The sequence below is a fragment of the Amedibacillus dolichus DSM 3991 genome, assembly GCF_000154285.1.
Taxonomy (GTDB): Bacteria; Bacillota_I; Bacilli_A; order Erysipelotrichales; family Erysipelotrichaceae; genus Amedibacillus; species Amedibacillus dolichus.
Genome location: NZ_DS483466.1, coordinates 1 through 20,533, shown reverse-complemented (window position 1 = coordinate 20,533; position 20,533 = coordinate 1). Strand labels below are relative to the sequence as shown.

Genomic DNA, 20,533 nt, shown 5'->3' with positions numbered 1-20,533 from the left:
AAAAATGGGTGATAATGAATTGTATATCGTTTGAATTGTAGAATAGCAAAAAATTTGTTATGATAATAAACGCTAAAAGGAGTGATAAACGTGAGTTGTTTACGTATTGAGGATCTACATGTCGATGTAGATGGAAAAGAGATTTTAAAAGGCTTGACCTTAGAAATACATAGTGGAGAAACCCATGCTTTGATGGGTCCAAACGGGAATGGGAAATCTACCTTATTGGCGGCAATCATGGGGAATCCCAAATTTCATGTATCCAAGGGCAGTATTACCTTAGATGGTAAGGACGTGTTGGCAATGGAGGTAGATGAGCGCAGTAAGGCCGGTCTTTTCTTGGGAATGCAGTATCCAAGTGAAATCAGCGGAGTAACCAATTCGGATTTTTTGCGTGCGGCAATCAATGCCAGAAGAGAAAAACCGATCCCGTTGTTTAGCTTTATTAAAGAAATGGAGCAATCTATCAAGGATATGCAAATGAAGGAGGATTTGGCACATCGCTTTTTAAATGAAGGCTTTAGTGGCGGAGAAAAGAAACGTAATGAAATCGTGCAGATGAAGATGCTGAAGCCAAACTTTGCGATGCTTGATGAAATTGATTCCGGTTTAGATGTCGATGCGTTAAAAATTGTTGCCGATGCGATTTGCAGCTTACAGCAGGAAAATGGTTTAGGATTGCTGATTGTTTCGCATTATGCGCGGTTTTATGATTTGCTGAAGCCAACGCATGCACATGTTTTGGTTGATGGACAGATTGTTGTAAGCGGAGGAAGCGAGCTTGTAGAACGCATTGATCAAAACGGATATGAATGGATTGAGAAAGAATATCATGTTCAGGTAGTTAAAGAGGAAGAAAAAGAGGTGGAGCTGCTCGGCGTTTGTGCGGCGAACCATGGGTAAGCAGGTTTTGCTTCTACGCTCCGGTAAGCAGGAGATGAGCGTATCGAAGGAAACGGAATGCCTGCACATTGATGTATGTGATGGTACAAGTGCACAGCTTTACTTGGATATAAAAGCAGATGTAGCTAAGCTATGCATTGAAATGGAAGTCGCAAAAGGCAGCGAAGCTTCTCTCTTTATTAAAAATGATGCACTGCAAAAAATGCAGTTACAGCTTTTGGCAAATGTGCGAAAAGGTGCCACGATGCATTTTGGCTATTGTGATTTAGAGTGTGGACAGCGTCAGGTTACAGGGCATATTCAGCTTTTAGAGGAAGGTGCGAATGTAGATATGAGAAGTGTCAGCATAAGTCAGGATAGGAAGTGCTATGATATTTGTATTGAGCATTTAGCTCCTCATACAAGTGGTGAAATGCAGCATTACGCACTTGTTGAAGATGCGGGCAGCTATGTGATGAATGCTTGTGGCAAGATCATTAAGGGAGCATATAATAGTGTATCCCATCAAGCAACACGTGTGTTGACGCTAAGCGAGGAGCATCACTCAAGTGTAACGCCGACATTGTTGATTGATGAAAATGATGTGAAAGCCAGTCATGCTATGACCTTGGGGCAGCCTGATGAAAATCAGCTGTATTATTTACAGACGCGAGGCTTATCCCGCAAAGAAGCCTTAGGCCTTTTAAGTATTGGCTATTTGCTTCCGATTGTGGCGTATGTAAATGATGTGGATAAACAGCAGGAGTTGAAAAACGAAATTGAAAAGAGGGTGGGACTGCATGCTTGATCTTCAGGAAATACGCAAAGACTTTCCTATGCTTAACAAGAAAACGATGCAGAATAAGCCGTTGATTTATTTGGATAACAGCGCAACGACATTAAAACCCCAATGTGTGATTGATGCCGTTGTAGACTATTATGAAAATTATAGTGCAAATGCACATCGTGGCGATTATGACCTTAGCTATCAAGTGGATCAAAAATATAGTGCTGCACGTAAGGCAGTTGCTGATTTTATTGGTGCAAGGAAAGAAGAGATTATTTATACCAGTGGTGCCACAGCTGGTTTAAATATGGTCGCAATCGGTTTTGGCATGTGCTATTTACAACCCGGTGATGTTATTTTGACCAGTGAAGCGGAGCATGCCTCTAATCTTTTGCCATGGCAGCGTTGTGCCATGCAAACTGGTGCTTCTTTAGAATATATTCCGCTTTTGCCAAATGGTCGCTTAGATATGCAGGCATATCAGAAAATGTTAAAAAGCGGACGCGTGCGAATTGTTGCCTTGGCACAGGTTACCAATGTATTGGGGTATCTTTTACCAATGGAAGAAATTTGCGCCTTGGCACATGCATACGGTGCGTATGTGGTTGTTGATGGAGCTCAAAGCGTTCCACATATTCCGGTAGATGTAAAAGCTATGGATTGTGATTTTCTTGCGTTTTCGGCGCATAAGATGTGTGGTCCGACAGGTATCGGTGTTTTATACGGAAAAAAAGAATTGTTAGAGCAAATGCAGCCGATTTATTTAGGCGGCGACAGTAATGCCCGCTATGATCGGAATGGAAATATGATTTTAAAGGATATTCCATATCGCTTTGAAAGCGGCACACAGCCAATCGAAGCTATTTTCGGTTTGCATGCTGCAATTCAATATTTAACAGCTAAGAATTTAGCAATGTTACATGAATATGAATGTGAGCTTCATCAATATGCAGTAGAGGAAATGCAGAAGATGGATCATATTATCTTATACAATGCGGATAATGATACCGGTATTATCACATTTAATGTCAAAAATGTGTTTGCGCAAGATGCAGCCAGCTTCTTTAATGCACAGGGAATTGCGGTTAGAAGCGGACAGCACTGTTCAAAGCTACTAGAACAGCAGTTAGGTTGTATGGCAACCATACGAGCTAGCTTGTATTTTTATACAACAAAGGAAGAAATTGATACGTTTTTAGATGCTTGCCGTAGGGCAAGCATGGAAACGTGTCTGGATATCTTTTTTTAGGAGGTAATTTATGAATGATGCATTAAAAGATCCGATGGTTTTACGTTCTATCATTATGGATCATTATGAATATCCGCGAAATCATACATTAAGTGATGATGCGACATATTTACAAAAGCACATGGCCAGTGAATCTTGTATTGACGATATCCATGTACAGACACTCATTGAAGATGGCAAAATCAAGGATATTCGTTTCGATGGCGTTGCTTGTACGATTTCAACTGCCTCTACTTCTATCATGAGCGAGCTTTTGCAGGGCAAAACAATTGCCCAAGCAAATCATATCATTGAGGAGTATTTCGCGATGATCGATCAAAAGGAATATGATGAGGAGCTATTACAGGAAGCAATTGCTTTTCAAAATGTTGGGAAACAAGCTAATCGCATTAAATGTGCAACGATTGGTTGGAAAGCGATGAAGGAAATGCTAGAGGAAAGCGAGGACAAGCAATGACAAAGAATGAACTGCCCTTGCAGGAAGAATATAAATACGGTTTTCATGATAAAGACACAAGTGTTTATAATACCGGAAAGGGCTTGACAAGAGATACGATTGTTGAAATTTCAACGATCAAAAAAGAGCCACAATGGATGTTGGAATATCGTTTAAAGGCATTTGAGGCATTTGAAAAAATGCCGATTCAAACATGGGGACCTGATGTTACGAATTTAAATTTTGATGACTATACATATTACATCAAGCCTAGTGATAAAACGGAGCAAAGTTGGGAAGAAGTACCAAAGACGATTAAAGATACTTTTGATAAATTAGGGATTCCCGAAGCGGAAAAAGAGTTTTTAGCTGGTGTTACAACACAGTATGACAGCGAGGCTGTATATCACAATATGCTTGAAGAGGTAGAAGAAAAGGGTGTGATTTTTCTTGATACCGATACGGCTTTAAAGAAGTATCCGGATTTATTTCAAAAATATTTCGGTAAATTGGTACCTTATACAGATAATAAGTTCGCAGCCCTAAACAGTTGTGTTTGGAGCGGAGGAAGCTTTATCTATGTGCCAAAGGGGGTAAAACTGGATAAGCCTTTACAGTCTTATTTCCGTATCAACACCGAGCGTATGGGACAGTTTGAAAGAACTTTGATCATTGTTGACGAAGGTGCGGATATTCATTATGTAGAAGGCTGTACCGCTCCGATTTATTCCAAAGATTCCTTACATGCGGCAGTTGTTGAAATCTTTGTGCATAAAAATGCACGTTGTCGTTACTCTACGGTACAAAACTGGAGCGATAATATTATCAATTTGGTTACAAAGCGAGCGAAGGTGATGGAGCATGGAAGCATGGAGTGGATTGATGGAAACATCGGTTCTTTGACAAATATGAAGTATCCGGCATGTATTTTGGCGGAACCGTATGCGAAAGGAACTTGTATCTCGATTGCCGTTGCAGCAAGAAATCAAATTCAAGATGCCGGCGCAAAAATGATTCATCTAGCACCTTATACATCTAGTAATATCATTTCCAAATCTATTTCCCGTTTAGGTGGCGAAGTCAATTATCGTGGGATTGTCAAGCATGGAAAGCATGCGGTATATGCAAAAAGCAAGGTGGAATGCGATACATTGATTTTGGATAAGCAATCACGCAGCGATACGATTCCGACAAACAGCAGCGATAATATGACAAGTCAGATTGAACATGAAGCGACGGTGTCAAACATCAGTGAGGAACAGCTGTTCTATTTGATGTCGAGAGGTTTATCACGCGCACAGGCTACTGAAATGATCGTTATGGGCTTTTTGGAGCCATTTACAAGAGAGTTGCCAATGGAATATGCAGTAGAATTGAATCAGCTGATGAAGCTTGATATGAGCGATTCCATCGGTTAATGAAGAATCAACAGCGAAAGTGTGCACTTGCGAAAAGGAATGCACTTTCAATAGCAGAGCGCAAGGTATTTAATCAAATCATAAGCAAAAAGTTAATGCCTTATTTGGGAAATATCAATGCAATCTATTTGCCCTATGGAAGTGAAGTAGATATAACAGCGGTTATGGAAAACAGTAAGCAGAGCTTTGCTATTCCGAAAACATATCCGAATCATCGCATGCGTTTCTTTGCCTATGAGCCTGCAATGCCGCTTGAAAAAAGCCGTTTTGGCGTGTGGGAGCCAATTGCCGGTAAGGAAATTACAGAATTTGATGTAATGGTTGTACCTCTTGTTGCTTTTGATGAGGAATGCCATCGCTTAGGACATGGTCAAGGATTTTACGATCGTTATATAAAGGATTTTCAAGGGTGTGTGATCGGTGTCGGATACGAATGTCAAAAGCTAGAGCATATTATATGTGAGGAACATGATCAGTCATTGGATATGGTAATCAGTGAAACAAGCGTCTATATAAAACATTGAGAGATTTTCTTCTTTTACGATTATGTAAAGAGGAAAATCTTTTTCATAGTGTAAGTCAGCCATTTCACTGCTATTTTTTAAGGATTTCGCTATTCGTTTTATGTTGGAAATAAAGGTGTTTATGGGACATGCTTTTTATCTTCTTACAGGAGAAGATATGCTTTGATGATAAGATTTGTAAAGTTTAAATAAATACAGTCTTTTGTATTGACGAAATTCTAAAGGAAAAGGTAAAATAAGGTTGTTAAACTAAGAAATAGAAATGAGGGATAAAGATGAAGAAGTGTTTAGCTTACATGATGTTGGCGGCTCTTACAGTCGGTATGACAGTTAGCGGCGGATATGTAAAAGCCGAAGAAAAAGGAATTGAACAAGGATCAAAAATTGATGAGGCTGCGGTGGTTGAAACCAAGACAAGCGATGAAGCGGTTGAAGGTGTAAAACCAGAGGATACATCGGCAAACGATGTCGTGCAGGAGCTTGTTGATGATCCAAGCAGTGATGCGGCTGTGAAGGATAATGGTGTTGCGATGATTGGGGATACGGCATACGCTACTTTGAAAGATGCAATTTTCAATGTAAAAGCAGGAGAAACCATTTTACTTACGAAAGATGTAATGGATGCCGAAGAAATAGCGGTTACAGGTGATAAGGATTTCACGATTGATTTTAATGGGAAAACGTATACTGTTGTTGGTCCGGGAGCAGGCTCCAGCAGTACCGAAACCAATTGTTTTCAATTGTTAAAGGGTTCTAAAATTACCTTTAAAAACGGAACGATCAATGTAGGACAGAATGCCTCTAAAAATAATATCAAACGCATCATTCAAAACTATGCGGATTTAACATTGGAAGATATGACGTTTGAGACGGCAAACCTTAATGAATATGAAGATTATGCATTGTCTTTCAATAACGGAAATATCACTTTTAAAGGAAATACCAATATTTATACAAGCAATCCGGAGGTAATCGCATTTGATGTATGTCAATTCGGTAGTGGCGAATATCCAAGCTTGAATGTTACATTTGATGAAACCTTTATGGGAACCATTAGTGGTAAAATCGTTTATGATAGCCCGAATGCCGAAACACATAAGCTAGTAATTAAGGGAAATGGATCTTTTGGTGGTATTGATGCTTCTAAAGGAAATGAAGGAATTGCAAAAGAAGCTGTGGAAGTTTTCGGAGGTTCCTTTAGTGAATCCGTAGAGGAATATCTTGCAGGCAATTTGAATGCGGAGTTAAAGAAAGCAGTAGAAGCATATCCTTACAGCTATTATACGAGTGTTGAAGAAGCGTTAGGACATGCTGATGCAGGAGATGTTATTAAAGACTTAAATGTAGGAAATGAAGGAGAAAAGGTTTTTAATATTACATTGGATTATGGATATGAAAATAAGGTGGTTACCGTACAGGGAACATCTATTACGCTTTTTGAACTCCAAAGAGAAGGATATAATTTCCTTGGTTGGTTTGTAGGAGAAGAAAAATATCCACTTGAGGAAGTTCAGGTTACAGACGATGTAACGTTTGTAGCTAAATGGGAAAAACAACAGACACCGGGTACAGATCCTGAAGATAAGCCGGATTCTGAGCAAGGAAACGGACAGGGTTCCATTTTGACACCAAAGCCGGAAGTAAATGATACAACATCTCCAAACACAGGAGATACTACAACGGTAGTAGGTTATATGGCCGCTATGGTAGTAGCTATTGGTATCATGTTAATTGCTTTGAGAAGAAAACAAAAAAGTAATTAACAAAAGAAAAGCTGTATCTTAAAATGATTGATGATTAAGATTCAGCATGTATTGTGGTTTAAGGAAAGAAGGAAATAGAAATATCTTCTTTGGAAATCCTTGAGCCACTTTTTTTATAAAATTTTTTGACTTTTGCAGTAGTTCCAAAGCCGAATTGCTTTTCTTAGGCTTTCTTATCATTTAAAAAGAGTGTTATCAACTCCAAAGGTAATAAAATATGATATGATAATACGCGGTGATAAGAATGAGGATAAAATTACTAGACAGCAAACGTCAATTGGATATACAGCAAAACTTTCATTTACCATATCTGGCAGCCAAGGTATTGGCTAGTAAGCAGCTTTGTGATGAAGAAATTAAGGAACTGTTAGCTTCTCCGATTTTAAGTGATCCCTTTCAAGCGAAGGGGATTCAAGAAGCAGCGGATCGGATATATCTTGCTAAGCAGCAAAAAGAAAAGGTGTTGGTTTGTGGAGATTATGATGCCGATGGAATTTGTGCCACAGCAATCATGGTAGACGCTTTACAACGCTATGGTGTGAATGCCGGCTTTTATATTCCCAATCGTTTCAAAGAGGGCTATGGATTACAAGTTCATACTGTGGAAATGGCAAAACAAAAAGGTTATTCCTTATTGATCACCGTAGATAATGGAGTAAAGGCTTTTGATGCTTTAAAAAAGGCAAAAGAGTTGGAGCTAGATGTGATCGTAAGTGATCATCATGCTATGGAGGAGGACTTTCCTTGCTTTTGTTTACTACACCCTCAACTGATGGGAGAGCAGTTTTCTACCTTGAGTGGTGCAGGAGTGGCTTTGACTCTTGCCAGAGCTTTGATTGGTGATGTTGAGGAGCACATTGTTTATGCGTGCGTTGCGGCGATTGCAGATGTCATGACGGTGAAAAAGGAAACTAGAGCGATTATCAAACTGGGTTTGCAATATCTGCGCAAAGGGGCTGCTTTACCTATCCAAATGCTAGCCAACGATCGTTATCCGCGGTGGAATGAAACCTTAATTGCTTTTCAAATCGTACCGAAGCTGAATGCTACCGGTCGCTTAGCGGACTTAGCGAATGCGAATAATACCGTTCGCTATTTGCTTCTTCATAATCGAGAGGATATTTCACGTATGGCAAAGCAAATCTGTGATCTTAACGATAAGCGAAAAGCAATGAGCGATGAAATGGTAGAAACTGCACGCTCTCTAGTTCATGATGAATATGATTTTCAATTGTTGTTTCATGAGTCCTTTCATGAAGGAATGGTAGGAATCGTTGCCGGTAAACTGCAAGAGGAATTGCAAAAGCCGGTCATGGTTGCGACTTTGCGTGATCATACATTTAAAGGTAGTATCCGCAGTGGAAAGCTGTTGGATTTAACTGATTTTTTTCAAGGGTGTAAACAAGATCTTACTGCTTATGGAGGTCATGTAGCTGCGGCAGGTATTGGCTTTCCTTTTGAGAAAAAACAAAATATTCAGGATTATGTAAATAATCGTATGAAAGATATTCAGCTGCAAAAAGAAATAGTATATGAGGCAGTAGCATTGGATAGCAAAGAAATTTCCATGCAGGAGGTAGAAGGTCTCAGTATGCTTGCGCCATTTGGAAACGGCTTTGAGGAACCGTTGTTTTTCTTACAAAATCAGGATATTTTAGAAGAAAAGCTGTTGAAAAAGGGGATTCATCGCAAATGGCTTTTAAAAAATGATGTAGAAGCTATGTATTTTAATTGCCAAGATATGAAGGAATGCTTGAGTGAAGGTGCACAGCTTTCTCTTTTAGGAAATTTACGTATCAATACCTTTTTGAAAAAGCGAAATGTTAGCTTATTTGTGGTAGAAGCATTTGATAAGCAGATGCAAAATGAAATAGAATTTGATATAATAAATAAAACTGTAGAATAAATAGGAGGCAGAGCTATGAATTTATATGATAAAATTGCACACATTCCCGATTTTCCTAAAGAGGGAATCTTGTTTCATGATGTAACACCATTGATGGCAGATGGAGAGGCCTTTCGTGAGGCTTGCCAAACAATGATTGAATTTGCTAAAAAGGTAAATGCCGATGTTATTGTCGGACCGGAATCAAGAGGCTTTATTTTCGGGTGTCCGGTTGCTTATGAGTTGGGTATTGGATTTGTACCTATCCGTAAGCCCAATAAGCTTCCAAGAGAAACTTTGTCTGTTTCCTATGATTTGGAATATGGAAGCAATGAGCTGCATGTTCATAAGGAGGATATCCAAAAAGGACAGCGTGTTTTAATTATTGATGATTTATTGGCAACCGGAGGAACAGTTGAGGCAACCATTCAAATGATGGAAGAACTTGGTGCTGAGGTTGTAGGCTGTGCATTTTTGATTGAATTAGAAGAATTGAAAGGTAGAGAATTACTAAAGGATTATGATGTTTTAACCATGCTGAAGTTTTAAAAAATAAAAGAAAGAGGGGGTGGTGAGCGTATGGTAAGCAAAAAGGTTGTAACCTTTCATGAATTGCTTGATGAAGTAAAAAAATACATCAAAAAAGAAGAAAATATCGATCTTATTACGCGAGCCTATCTATTTGCGGAAAAAAATCATTGCGGGCAATTTCGTAAAAGCGGCGAGCCATACATTATCCATGCCATTCAAGTTGGATATATTTTAGCTTTGCTTAGAACCGGACCGAAAACGATTGCGGCAGGCTTTTTGCATGATGTGGTAGAAGATTGCAATGTCAGCAAACAAGAAGTTAGTGAGCTGTTTGGAGAAGAAGTAGCAACCCTAGTTGAATCGGTAACTAAAATCAGCAATCTTAAATTTCAAGATGAAAAGGAATATCTTGCCAGCAATCATCGTAAGATATTTATTGCTATGGCAAAAGATGTTCGGGTAATCTTGGTGAAACTGGCAGATCGATTGCATAATATGCGTACACTGCAATATATGCCAAGTGCAAAACAACAAAAAATCGCCAATGAAACCTTAGAGGTGTATGCACCGATTGCTCACCGTTTAGGTATCAGCGATATTAAAAACGAGTTAGAAGATTTGAGCTTTCAATATCTGAAAAAAGAAAAATATTATGAAATTGCGAAGCTTGTAGAAAAACGTAAGGCAGAGCGAGATGAACAGGTACAGCGTATGATTGCGGATATCAGTGCTATGATGGAGGAACATCATATTAAATATCGTATTTTCGGGCGCTCTAAGCATCTTTATAGCATCTATAAGAAAATGGTAACAAAAAACAAACGTTTTGAAGAAATTTTAGATTTGTTAGCCATTCGAATCGTAACGGATACCGATAGTGCATGTTATGAAATCTTAGGCTATATTCATGCGAAATATCGACCGATTCCCGGACGCTTTAAGGATTATATCGCAATGCCGAAGGTAAATATGTATCAATCCTTGCATACGACCATCGTAGCTGATGACGGAAATATTTTTGAGGTACAGATTCGTACTGAAAAAATGGACGAAATTGCCGAACAAGGTATTGCGGCACATTGGCGCTATAAAGAAAGTATGTATGGTGGAAAAGAAATCAGACAGAAGGAAATCGAAGAACAGCTGCATTGGTTCAAGGATTTCAGTGTGATGAGTGATGAAGTCAATGATGATGCTTTGGAATATATGAACCTTTTGCAGAAGGATATTTTTGAGGCAAATGTATATGTAATGACACCAAAGGGAAAAGTAATTGCCTTGCCAAATGGAGCTACGCCGATTGACTTTGCTTATCGTGTGCATACGGAAATTGGTCATCATACGGTTGGCGCAACTATCAACGGTGTTATTGTTCCATTAAATACAGTTCTGAAAACCGGCGATGTTGTGAGTATTCGTACGAGCAAGCAATCCAGTGGACCAAGTGAGGATTGGCTAAAAATCGTACGTTCGGCCCATGCCAGAAATAAGATTCGCTCTTTCTTTCAAAAACAGGAAAGCGAGCGTCGCAGCTTAGATGTGAAAAAAGGAGAGGAATTGCTGAGTGAGGAACTGAAAAAACGTGGCTTAGATGCTTCACAGTATATGGATAATAAAAAGTTGTCGCAGGTAGCTGCTTCGTTAAGCTACAATTCTTATCAAGATTTGTTGTATGGTATTGGCGCAAAACAAGTAACGATTGCGGCTGTCATCGAGCGCTTGGTAAAGCATAAGGTGAGCATTCCCTTGGATAATGAGGAACTTGCGAAAATGTTTAATCGACAGGATCGTAAGCACAAGGTTTCTCAATCCGGCATTCGTGTTGAGGGTGTGGATTCGATGAAAATTACACTTGCTGCTTGTTGCTCTCCTGTTCCTGGTGATGAGGTAGTAGGCTATATATCCAAAGGACAGGGAGTCAAAGTGCATCGTCGTGATTGTCCGAATATTCAAAACGAAAAAGCTCGTCTTATTGATGTAGAATGGGACGAAAATCGAGAACAGCGGACGTATGAGGTAAAGCTGGTTGTACGTTCTACCGATCGCAACTTTTTGTTAAGTGATATTGTAACGGTTGTATCACAATGTAAGGCAGGGCTTCAGCATGTGGATTCCTCTGTTAATGAAGATGGAATCAGTGCTACAACAAAAATGACAGTTGTTGTCAGTGATGCCGAGCATTTGCGTACATTGTGTGCAAATTTACGTAAAGTAAACAGTGTATTAGATGTAGAACGTGTAATACAATAGTATATTTTAAAAAAATAACCCGGCATTTGTCGGGCTATTTTAATTTCCATTCATAATAAAGGGTATTCCACATACGTAAATATTCTGTAATAAAATATCTTTGATTTTCTTTTTCTGATACGGGATAAAAGGTGAAATCTGTAAGAAACTTTTGAGCAAAGAATCCGGCACGACGAATATGAAAGCCGCTAGTTACTATGATGGTTTTTGAAAAGTGATGCTTATTGCATAGGTCTGCTGCATACTTTAGATTTTCATAGGTGTTTTTTGCATACTTCTCTAAAAGGATATCTTTTTCGGGTACGTTTTGTGCGATGGCATAGTCTTTCATTACCTCAGCTTCTATAAAGCAGTTGGCAACTGCTGCGCCGCTGATTAGTATCTTTTGAATACTCCCTTTTTGATACAATGTAATTGCATGATCCATACGCTGCTTTTGTATGCGAGATAAGGAACCGTCTGTATTGGAGGGACTTCCTAAAACGATACAGACATCATAGCCTTGATGTGTTTGTTGTATGTATAAGGGAAAGCGATGGTAGGGATAACAACTGGCAAAAAGAAAGAAAAGACAAATGATGATTATCATCATAAAACCTCCGCTGACAGGCGCTCACGTTGAAGAATATGTTGACGCTTGGCAGCATCAAATGGATATGCGTAAGCAATTGTTGAGCGCATTTCTAATTGACGATAAGGCATTGGAATATCTTTAAAACGTGAAGCAATGGTTATTCCTTGCTTAGATAATGTACGTAAATATGCTTGTCCTTTAGCATTAAAGGCAAGTGGACGTAAATAAGAGATTGGCGCAAGTGCATTGATTTCCGCCTTTGTGGTTTGGGTTAAAAGATGCAGCAGTGTTCTTTGGATTTTTGTGCGTGTATAACGCTTGGATATACATGCAGATAGAAAGTCATCAAAGGTTGGATGTTGAATTTGTCTTTTAAATAAGTTTTCGATTCCCTCGTCCATAAGAAAGAAAGAGGCAAGATGCTTGTTATCTGCAGTAGCTAAGAACATTTGCAAATAGCTATAATAATCATTCCATGTATGCTCATGAAAGCTATCGGTTTTCATAGGAGTATAGTCTTGAATAGAACGATGCTCTAAATAGGCTTTACGAATTGCGGTTGCACTTGCAATAGAAGAGTGTAAGCTAACATCATGATATTGATTGGTACGTTGAAGCGTATGAGGGATAATACCATATTGTTTTGCTTCTTGGATATAAAACACACCGAGCATATCGTTACTGGAAAGCTTATCATTCAAGGTGTTTTCCAAGGCTTTGGCATAGCTGATATCCTTTTGTGTAACAGTGGACCTCTTTTCTAAATCTTTTGCCATTTGCTGTAACAGATGGAGATCGTTGCTTTCGCTGCCGAAAACAAGTTCCTGTACGCCGGCTAATGCCAAAATACGTAAAGCGCCATGAGCGAAACGATCGCCACGTTGTACCACATAGGGATAGGGAAGCTCGATAACCAAATCACAGCCAGCTTCTATCGCAGCTTTAGCACGTGTCCATTTGTCCGCAATCGCAAATTCTCCGCGCTGCACTGCATTACCACTCATAACACATAGCAACAGTTCACAGTTGGTAATCTCGCGCGTTTTTTGGATATGATAGACATGCCCGTTATGGAAGGGATTATATTCACAAACAATACCACAGATTTTCATATCGCACCTCACTAGCTATTACTATACCATAAGATTCGCACATTATATATCCTTATTGCCATGAAATGATGGTTTGTGTAGAAAACTATGATAAAATAGAAATAGAAAAGAGGGAACGCTATGCATACATATACGACATTTACCATGGCTTCGGCATGTGATGGCTTGGAATTAAGTGTTATGCTGATGAAACCAAAGGGAAGAATTGAAGCAATTGTTCAGCTTGCTCATGGCATGGCGGAGCATAAAGAGCGCTATTTGAAATTTATGGATTTTTTAGCTAAACATGGGATTATGAGTGTGATCATGGATCATCGCGGGCATGGGGCAAGTATCAGAAGCAAAGAGGATTTAGGATATTTTTATGATGAAAGCGGAAGGTATATTGTCGAAGATACCCATCAGTTAACACTGCTTATAAAGCAAGCCTATCCAAAGCTGCCCTATGTGCTGTTTGGACATAGTATGGGCTCCTTAGTCGTACGTGCATACAGCAAACGCTTCGATGAAGATATTGATGGACTGATTGTATGCGGATCGCCAAGTAAAAATCCGCTTGCCCCACTGGCACTTCGCTTTGTGAAGCTATTGGAAAAGATAAAATCCGACCATTATCGCAGCAAGCTTATTCAGCATTTGGCATTTTCGGGTTATGAAAGGCGCTTTGTTAATGAAGGAAGCCGAAATGCGTGGTTGAGTGCAAATCAGGAAAATGTAAAGCGCTATGATGCCTGTGAGCTGTGTGGCTTTATTTTTACACTCAATGGCTTTAAAAATTTGTTTTCATTGATGATAGAGGTTTATGATCGTGTCGGGTGGAAGTGCTTGAATAAAAAATTGCCGATTGTTTTTATAGCTGGAAGTGATGACCCATGTATTATAAATGAGGGAAAATTTTGCCAAGCATATACTTTTTTACAGGACATCGGGTATATGAATATGGAGCATAAGCTGTTCGATAAGCTGCGTCATGAGATCTTGCTAGAGAAGGACGCAGACATGGTTTATGAATATATCTATGATTGGATTGTAGAAAAAGTGTTGAAAAAGCACAATTAAAATTAAAAAAGTCTTTTCAATTAAGGGAAAATATGGTTTAATATATAAGCCTACGTTGTAAGAAATATTTGACTTTATGTGCAGTTTTTCTTATAATGAGATAGGTTAGACAACGAGGTGATTCTTTTGAAGTGGTCCAGATTGCAAATATTACAGGCTGAAAATCAGACGATTTCATTTGACGAGAGCATTGATTTTGAACCTGCAGCATTTGCGAAAATGACGCAGATAAGAGGATTACACGATGTTACGGTATCAGGAAATGTTCATTACGATAGTTCCAGTGATCGCGTATATGCTCACTTGGATATTGAAGGCGTGATGATAGTGCCGTGTTCTATAACTCTTGAAGATGTAGAATATGATTTCCATACAAAATCTTTGGAAGTGTTCTCCTTCGAAAAATGTGATGATGGAGATATACACGAAGTAAAAGGTGATGTCGTAGAGCTATTGCCGGTGATCTTTCAATTGATACTCATGGAGGTTCCGTTGAAAGTAGTCAAAGAGGGACTGAAAGAGTATCCTAAAGGTGACGGCTGGGAAGTTGTCAAAGAAGAGGATTATGAAGCATCGAAAAAAGATGAGATTGATCCACGCTTAGCGAAATTGAAAGAATTTAAATTAGAAGATTAAGTAGGAGGTGCTAACATGGCTGTTCAGCAGAGACGCGGTTCAAAAACAAGAAAAGCAAAACGTAGAACTCACTACAAATTAGCTGCGCCAACATTGGTAAAATGTCCTGCTTGTGGTGAATACAAGGTTCCTCACAAGATGTGTGCATGCGGTGAGTACAACGGAAAAACAATCGTTGAAAAATAAAGAACTGTAAAAATACAGTGATGGAGACAAGTGGTGATTAGCCATTTGTCTTTTTTTTACATTGATAAAGTGTGAGTTTACGGTACATGGAAGATGGTGAAATACTTATGGATTGTTTATTTTGTCTAGTAGCAATATAGGTCATGTTTATGTTTTAGGTGCAACAGCTATAAAAAATGTACAATCTATAAGCTTTTCCGTGAAAAAGCCTTGCGAAGTATGCGGATTAGTGTTATATTAAAGAAGAAAACAAGGAGTGGGAGATCCCACTCCTTCATTATATTTAAAAAGGAGAATGTTATGGAGCATAACGAAAAGATCAAACAGCTTGTAAGTGATGTTCTTGGCGATGAGCTTGTGCTGTATGATGTAGCGTGGCATCAAGAAGGAAAAAATAAAATTTTACAGATTGCCATTATGCGCAAAGATGGAACCATGGACATTGATACCTGTGCGGAGGTGTCAGAAAAAATATCCGCGAAGCTTGATGAAGAAGATTTTATTCAAAGCGAATATTTTTTAGAGGTTTGTTCACCGGGAGCGGAACGTGAGTTGAAAACCTATGAACAGATTAAAGATGCAATCGGAGAGTTTGTATATGTAAAGCTAAAAGATCCTAAAGCAGGTATGTGTGATGTGAAAGGAACCTTACTTTCTTGTGAGGAAAACAGCATTCTTATACAGTATATGGATAAGGCAGTAAAGAAAAAGGCAGAAATTGAAATAGCAAATATTGCGCTTATTCGTTTATCGGTAAAAATTTAGAAAGGAATATAGAAAATGAAGTTAAATGATTTTATGACAGCGATGCAGGCGATTGAAAGTGATCGTCAATTATCAAAGGAAATCGTTGTAGATGCTTTACAGGAAGCATTATCAAAGGCATTTCGTAAGCATATTGAAATTCCCGATGCTTTGGTTCGTGTGGCGGTAGATGATGAAAACGGAGAAATTAAAGTTTTCCAACAGCGTGCAGTTGTGGAAACGGTAGAGGACGATGAGTTGGAAATTTCTTTAAATGATGCGAAGCGTATCAATGAAGCCTTGGAGCTTGGTGATGTTGTGGAAGAAGAAGTCAATATTGCCGATTTTGGAAGGGCAGCGGTAATTCTTGCCAAAAACGTAATGAAGCAGAAAATACGTGAGGCTGAAAAGCTGGCAGTCTATGAAGAATATTGCGATAAGGTAGAAGAAATGATTTTTGGTACCGTTGAATCGGTTGAAGAAAAATTCTGTGTGGTTAATATCGGAAAGACACTTGCGATTATGCCGAAAAATCAGCAGATCCCTAATGAAACCTATCGTGAAGGATCCATGATTCGTGTAGTGATCAGCGAGGTTAATAAGGAAACGAAGGGCGCACAGGTGCTTGTATCACGTGCAGACGCGACTCTTGTAAAACGCTTGTTTGAAAAAGAGGTGCCGGAAATCTATCAGGGAATTATCGAAATTAAAGCCATTGCCCGTGAAGCAGGAGAACGTACCAAGATGGCAGTTTATTCTCATAATGAAAACATTGATCCGATTGGGGCTTGTATCGGTCCTAGAGGAACACGTGTTCAGGTTATTATTGATGAATTAAAAGGTGAAAAGATCGATATTTTCGAATGGAGCGATGATGTTAGCGAGCTTATCAAAAACGCACTTTCTCCAGCTGAGGTATTGGCAGTTATTCCTAATGAAGCAAGAAAAGATGGTTTGCTAGTAGTTGTACCGGACAATCAGCTGTCCTTAGCTATCGGTAAACGAGGAAAAAATGCGCGCTTAGCAGTGAAATTAACAGGTCATAAGATTGATATCAAATCAGAGAGTGATATCAATGAAATGGGAATTGATTGGAAAGATGCCGCAATGCGTTATCGCGCTGAATATTTAGCAAAACAGCAGGCAGAAAAAGAAGCTGCACAGCAGGAACGCTTTGAACAGATGAAAGAGGAAGAAGCACTTACCTTAGATGATGCCGGAGTTGCTTTTGATGAATCTGTTTATGAAGAAGAAACAGAGCTTGAAGAAGAAGCTGTTAGTGAAACAAGTAAGGTAGAAGCACCAATTGTAGAGGAAGCAATGGAAGAAAAGCAGGAAAGCGATTTGGAAGAAGCTGCACGTATAGCGAAAGAAAAGCAGAAATCCGAAGGCTTGAATGTAAAGGAAAAACAAGAATATAAGTCGAAGTTTGAAAGCTTGGCAGATGCTTCCAATCGTCAGGAAGCAAAACCAATCACAAAAGCGAAATATAAGAAAAATGATGATAAGGAAGAACGTAAACCAACCTTTAACTTGAAGGATATTGATTATGGTATGAAACCGATTTATTCTGAGGAAGAATTGGAAGAAATCGAACGTAAGCAGCTTGAAGAGGAAGAAAACGATTGGATTCACGATGACATCGACTTTGATGAATACGATAAGTATTACGATGAAGATTAAGCAGGGAGGAATGCTTGATGAAAAAGATACCGATGCGCAGATGTGTCGCTACCATGGAAAGCCTTCCAAAAAAAGAATTGATCCGTATCGTACGTACACCACAGGGAACTGTTGAAATTGATGAAACGGGGAAAAAGAACGGACGTGGAGCATATCTTAAGCGCAGTGTGGAAGCCGTTGAAATTGCAAAGAAAAGAAAAGCATTGGCACGCTCCTTGGAATGTGAGATTCCGGAGGAATTATATGTTGCCTTAACGGAGATGTTTCAAACACATGAATGATGTGCAAGGCTTATTGGGACTTGCGGCTAAGGCACGCAAATTGTCCTTCGGAGATAGCGGAATGAAGGATATTCGTGCTAAAAAAGCAAAGCTTGTAATTATGAGTGCGGATATCGGAGAAAATTCTCATAAAAAATTAGTAGATAAATGCACATATTATCATGTGAGATATGTGTATATGGACGATGACAAAATGAATATGGCGATTGGACAAAGAAATCGCAAATTCATTGTTATATTAGATGAAGGTTTTGCGCAAAAGCTTCATACTTGCTTGAAAGGCTAGGTGATTATATGGCAAGACAACAAAAAAAAGGAAAAGGAAATCGTAAGGGAAACAACAAGGGGAACTTTGCGCCAAAGGCACCTCGTGTGGAAGTAAAGGAAATTACGTATAGCCTCCCGATTACGGTGGGAGAATTAGCGGAAAAATTGAATCGCAATGCGAGTGAAATTATTAAGCTGCTATTTATGATGGGAACGATGGTTACCATCAATTCTTCCTTGGACGATGAAACGATTGAATTGATTTGTATGGAATTCAATGTGGAATGTGAAAAGGAAGTGGTTGTAGATGAAACCGATTTTGAAGAACTGTTAGAAGAAGAGGAAGATTCAGATAAGCTAGTAGGGAGACCGCCGGTTGTAACAATCATGGGACATGTTGATCACGGAAAGACGACCTTGTTGGATACGATTCGTAAGACACATGTAACACAAGGTGAATTTGGCGGTATTACGCAGCATATCGGTGCTTATCAGGTCAATGTAGGCGGAAAGAAGGTTACCTTCCTTGATACACCGGGGCATGAAGCCTTTACAGCTATGCGTGCGCGTGGAGCTAAGGTTACCGATATCGTTATTATCGTTGTTGCTGCAGATGACGGTGTTATGCCACAAACAAAGGAAGCAGTTGATCATGCGAAAGCAGCTGGTGTTCCTGTAATCGTAGCAGTCAATAAGATGGATAAGCCGGAAGCTAACCGTGATCGTGTGGTAAGTGAAATGAGTGAGCTTGGGCTTATGCCGGAAGAATGGGGCGGCGATACGATTTATGCGAATATTTCAGCCAAAACCGGTATGGGCGTTGATGAATTATTAGAAACGATTTTGGTTGTAGCGGAAGTACAGGATTATAAAGCGAATCCGGATAAGCTTGCAGTCGGAAGTGTAATCGAAGCTAAGTTGGATAAGGGAAGAGGTCCGGTTACAACATTGCTTGTTCAAAGCGGTACTTTGCATACAGGAGATGCGGTTGTTGTCGGAACTGCTTATGGTAAGGTTCGTAAAATGACGGACGATCGTGGTCGAGAGATTAAAACGGCGCTTCCTTCCATGCCAGTTGAAATTATCGGTTTAAACGATGTTCCGATTGCCGGTGATATCTTTAAGGTATTTGAAAGTGATAAGAAAGCACGTCAGATTGCCGAAGCACGTTTATACAAACGTATTGATCAAGAACGTAATGCATCAAGTGCAATGTCCTTAGATGATTTGGCTCGTCAAATCGAAGAGGGAGAAGTACAAGATGTAAATGTTATTATTAAAGCCGATGTGCAAGGTAGTGCGGAAGCAGTTAAAGCGAGCATGGAAAAAATTGATGTTCAGGGAGTAAAGGTTAATGTTATTCGTTCCACTGCAGGAGCAATTACAGAATCGGATATTTTGTTAGCGAGTGCTTCACGTGCGGTTATTTACGGATTTAATGTTCGTCCGAGTGCATTAGTACGCAAGAAGGCGGAAGAAGAAGGCATTGAAATTCGTTTGCATAACATTATTTATAAGGCTTTAGAGGAAATGGAAAATGCGATGAAGGGTATGCTTGCACCGGTATATGAAGAAGTTGTTATCGGGCAAGCAGAAGTTCGTCAATTATACAAAGCTAGCAAGATCGGTACGATTGCAGGCTGCATGGTTACCGATGGTGCACTTCGTAAGGAATGCGGAGTTCGTTTGATTCGTGATGGGGTTGTTGTTTATACTGGTAAGCTAGGCTCTTTGAAACGTTTCCAGAATGACGCAAAGGAAGTTACAAGCGGTTTTGACTGCGGATTAACAATTGAAAACTTTAACGATATCAAGGTTGATGATATCATTGAAGCATACGAAAATCAGCAGGTAGATGCAGAATAATATAGGTGATAATATGACGTTAAAAACGGAAAAGATTGCTGGGATTATTCAAAAAGAAGTATCGGAAATCATTCAATTTCAATTAAAGGATCCCAAGATTGGCTTTATTACGATAACCGATGTGGTTGTTAGCGGTGATTTATCAATTGCAAAGGTATATGTTTCCTTTTTAGGACAGAAAGCACGTGAAGCAGCCGGTATGAAGGCGTTAGAGCGTTCAAAAGGCTTTATTCGCAGTGAATTAGCAAAACGTATGACAATACGTAAGGTGCCTTCTCTTGTTTTCTTAATTGATGATTCTTTAGAAAAAGGAAATAAGATTGAAAATATTATTAAAGAGTTGCATAAATAGTATAAGCTGATTGCTTATGATGCAGATAAAAACGCACAATATGATGTG

Annotated in this window: 21 protein-coding genes; 19 read left to right on the top strand and 2 right to left on the bottom strand. The window is 39.2% G+C overall.

All coding sequences use genetic code 11. The features are described from left to right. Positions 1-90: 90 nt before the first annotated feature. The 10 genes from sufC to EUBDOL_RS01080 all read left to right on the top strand — a co-directional run bounded on the left by sufC (position 91) and on the right by EUBDOL_RS01080 (position 11,725). Positions 91-903 carry a Fe-S cluster assembly ATPase SufC gene (sufC, locus tag EUBDOL_RS01125; protein ID WP_022420495.1) on the top strand — a complete coding sequence of 271 codons (813 nt, stop codon included), beginning with the start codon at positions 91-93 and terminating at the stop codon, positions 901-903. Then, positions 896-1,690, top strand: coding sequence for a SufD family Fe-S cluster assembly protein (locus EUBDOL_RS01120; protein ID WP_004797657.1), 795 nt, complete (start codon positions 896-898; stop codon positions 1,688-1,690). The genes sufC and EUBDOL_RS01120 overlap by 8 nt, the downstream gene beginning before the upstream one ends. Further along, positions 1,683-2,918, top strand: a complete 1,236-nt coding sequence (locus EUBDOL_RS01115) for an aminotransferase class V-fold PLP-dependent enzyme (protein WP_004797654.1) — start codon at positions 1,683-1,685, stop codon at positions 2,916-2,918. Before EUBDOL_RS01120 ends, EUBDOL_RS01115 begins: the two co-directional genes overlap by 8 nt. A 10-nt stretch (positions 2,919-2,928) precedes the next feature. Next, positions 2,929-3,375, top strand: a complete 447-nt coding sequence (gene sufU / locus EUBDOL_RS01110; protein WP_004797652.1) for a Fe-S cluster assembly sulfur transfer protein SufU — start codon at positions 2,929-2,931, stop codon at positions 3,373-3,375. Next, positions 3,372-4,772, top strand: coding sequence for a Fe-S cluster assembly protein SufB (gene sufB / locus EUBDOL_RS01105; protein ID WP_004797650.1), 1,401 nt, complete (start codon positions 3,372-3,374; stop codon positions 4,770-4,772). Before sufU ends, sufB begins: the two co-directional genes overlap by 4 nt. Beyond that, on the top strand, positions 4,772-5,296 hold the full coding sequence (locus EUBDOL_RS01100; protein WP_004797647.1) for a 5-formyltetrahydrofolate cyclo-ligase: 525 nt from the start codon (positions 4,772-4,774) through the stop codon (positions 5,294-5,296). The genes sufB and EUBDOL_RS01100 overlap by 1 nt, the downstream gene beginning before the upstream one ends. 275 nt (positions 5,297-5,571) lie before the next feature. Further along, positions 5,572-7,059: an LPXTG cell wall anchor domain-containing protein gene (locus EUBDOL_RS01095; RefSeq protein WP_004797646.1), complete on the top strand. Its 1,488-nt coding sequence runs from the start codon at positions 5,572-5,574 to the stop codon at positions 7,057-7,059. Between the two features lie 244 nt (positions 7,060-7,303). Further along, positions 7,304-8,965, top strand: coding sequence for a single-stranded-DNA-specific exonuclease RecJ (locus EUBDOL_RS01090; protein WP_004797642.1), 1,662 nt, complete (start codon positions 7,304-7,306; stop codon positions 8,963-8,965). A gap of 15 nt (positions 8,966-8,980) precedes the next feature. Then, positions 8,981-9,493 (top strand): adenine phosphoribosyltransferase, encoded by a 513-nt coding sequence (locus EUBDOL_RS01085; RefSeq protein ID WP_004797640.1) that lies wholly within the window; start codon positions 8,981-8,983, stop codon positions 9,491-9,493. Positions 9,494-9,523: 30 nt separating this feature from the next. Then, entirely contained in the window at positions 9,524-11,725 is a 2,202-nt protein-coding gene (locus EUBDOL_RS01080; protein WP_004797638.1) for a RelA/SpoT family protein, read from the top strand. Positions 11,726-11,759: 34 nt separating this feature from the next. On the opposite strand, the gene EUBDOL_RS01075 is transcribed toward EUBDOL_RS01080, so the two are convergent. Both EUBDOL_RS01075 and EUBDOL_RS01070 read right to left on the bottom strand, forming a co-directional pair. Beyond that, positions 11,760-12,314, bottom strand: coding sequence for a YdcF family protein (locus tag EUBDOL_RS01075; protein WP_050750067.1), 555 nt, complete (start codon positions 12,312-12,314; stop codon positions 11,760-11,762). Continuing rightward, a complete protein-coding gene (locus EUBDOL_RS01070) occupies positions 12,314-13,411 on the bottom strand; it encodes a tRNA(Met) cytidine acetate ligase (RefSeq protein ID WP_004797634.1) in 1,098 nt (365 codons plus the stop codon). The genes EUBDOL_RS01075 and EUBDOL_RS01070 overlap by 1 nt, the downstream gene beginning before the upstream one ends. 120 nt (positions 13,412-13,531) lie before the next feature. On the opposite strand from EUBDOL_RS01070, the gene EUBDOL_RS01065 reads away from it, so the two are divergent. The 9 genes from EUBDOL_RS01065 (at position 13,532) to rbfA (ending at position 20,485) form a co-directional block, all read left to right on the top strand. Then, complete coding sequence (locus EUBDOL_RS01065; protein WP_050750066.1) at positions 13,532-14,470, top strand: alpha/beta fold hydrolase; 939 nt, start codon at positions 13,532-13,534, stop codon at positions 14,468-14,470. Between the two features lie 117 nt (positions 14,471-14,587). Then, positions 14,588-15,106 (top strand): YceD family protein, encoded by a 519-nt coding sequence (locus EUBDOL_RS01060; protein WP_004797631.1) that lies wholly within the window; start codon positions 14,588-14,590, stop codon positions 15,104-15,106. Positions 15,107-15,121: 15 nt separating this feature from the next. Then, positions 15,122-15,292 carry a 50S ribosomal protein L32 gene (gene rpmF / locus EUBDOL_RS01055; RefSeq protein WP_004797630.1) on the top strand — a complete coding sequence of 57 codons (171 nt, stop codon included), beginning with the start codon at positions 15,122-15,124 and terminating at the stop codon, positions 15,290-15,292. Between the two features lie 300 nt (positions 15,293-15,592). Beyond that, on the top strand, positions 15,593-16,057 hold the full coding sequence (locus EUBDOL_RS01050) for a ribosome maturation factor RimP (RefSeq protein WP_022420504.1): 465 nt from the start codon (positions 15,593-15,595) through the stop codon (positions 16,055-16,057). A 15-nt stretch (positions 16,058-16,072) separates the two neighbouring features. Next, positions 16,073-17,719, top strand: a complete 1,647-nt coding sequence (gene nusA, locus EUBDOL_RS01045; protein WP_004797626.1) for a transcription termination factor NusA — start codon at positions 16,073-16,075, stop codon at positions 17,717-17,719. Between the two features lie 17 nt (positions 17,720-17,736). Beyond that, positions 17,737-18,000, top strand: a complete 264-nt coding sequence (rnpM, locus tag EUBDOL_RS01040; RefSeq protein WP_004797624.1) for an RNase P modulator RnpM — start codon at positions 17,737-17,739, stop codon at positions 17,998-18,000. Beyond that, the gene (locus tag EUBDOL_RS01035; RefSeq protein WP_004797622.1) at positions 17,993-18,286 is read left to right on the top strand and encodes a L7Ae/L30e/S12e/Gadd45 family ribosomal protein; all 294 of its coding nucleotides are present in this window, start codon (positions 17,993-17,995) and stop codon (positions 18,284-18,286) included. The genes rnpM and EUBDOL_RS01035 overlap by 8 nt, the downstream gene beginning before the upstream one ends. Positions 18,287-18,294: 8 nt before the next feature. Further along, complete coding sequence (gene infB, locus EUBDOL_RS01030) at positions 18,295-20,133, top strand: translation initiation factor IF-2 (protein WP_004797620.1); 1,839 nt, start codon at positions 18,295-18,297, stop codon at positions 20,131-20,133. 13 nt (positions 20,134-20,146) lie between these two features. Then, positions 20,147-20,485 (top strand): 30S ribosome-binding factor RbfA, encoded by a 339-nt coding sequence (rbfA, locus tag EUBDOL_RS01025; protein WP_040462832.1) that lies wholly within the window; start codon positions 20,147-20,149, stop codon positions 20,483-20,485. Positions 20,486-20,533 lie beyond the last annotated feature (48 nt).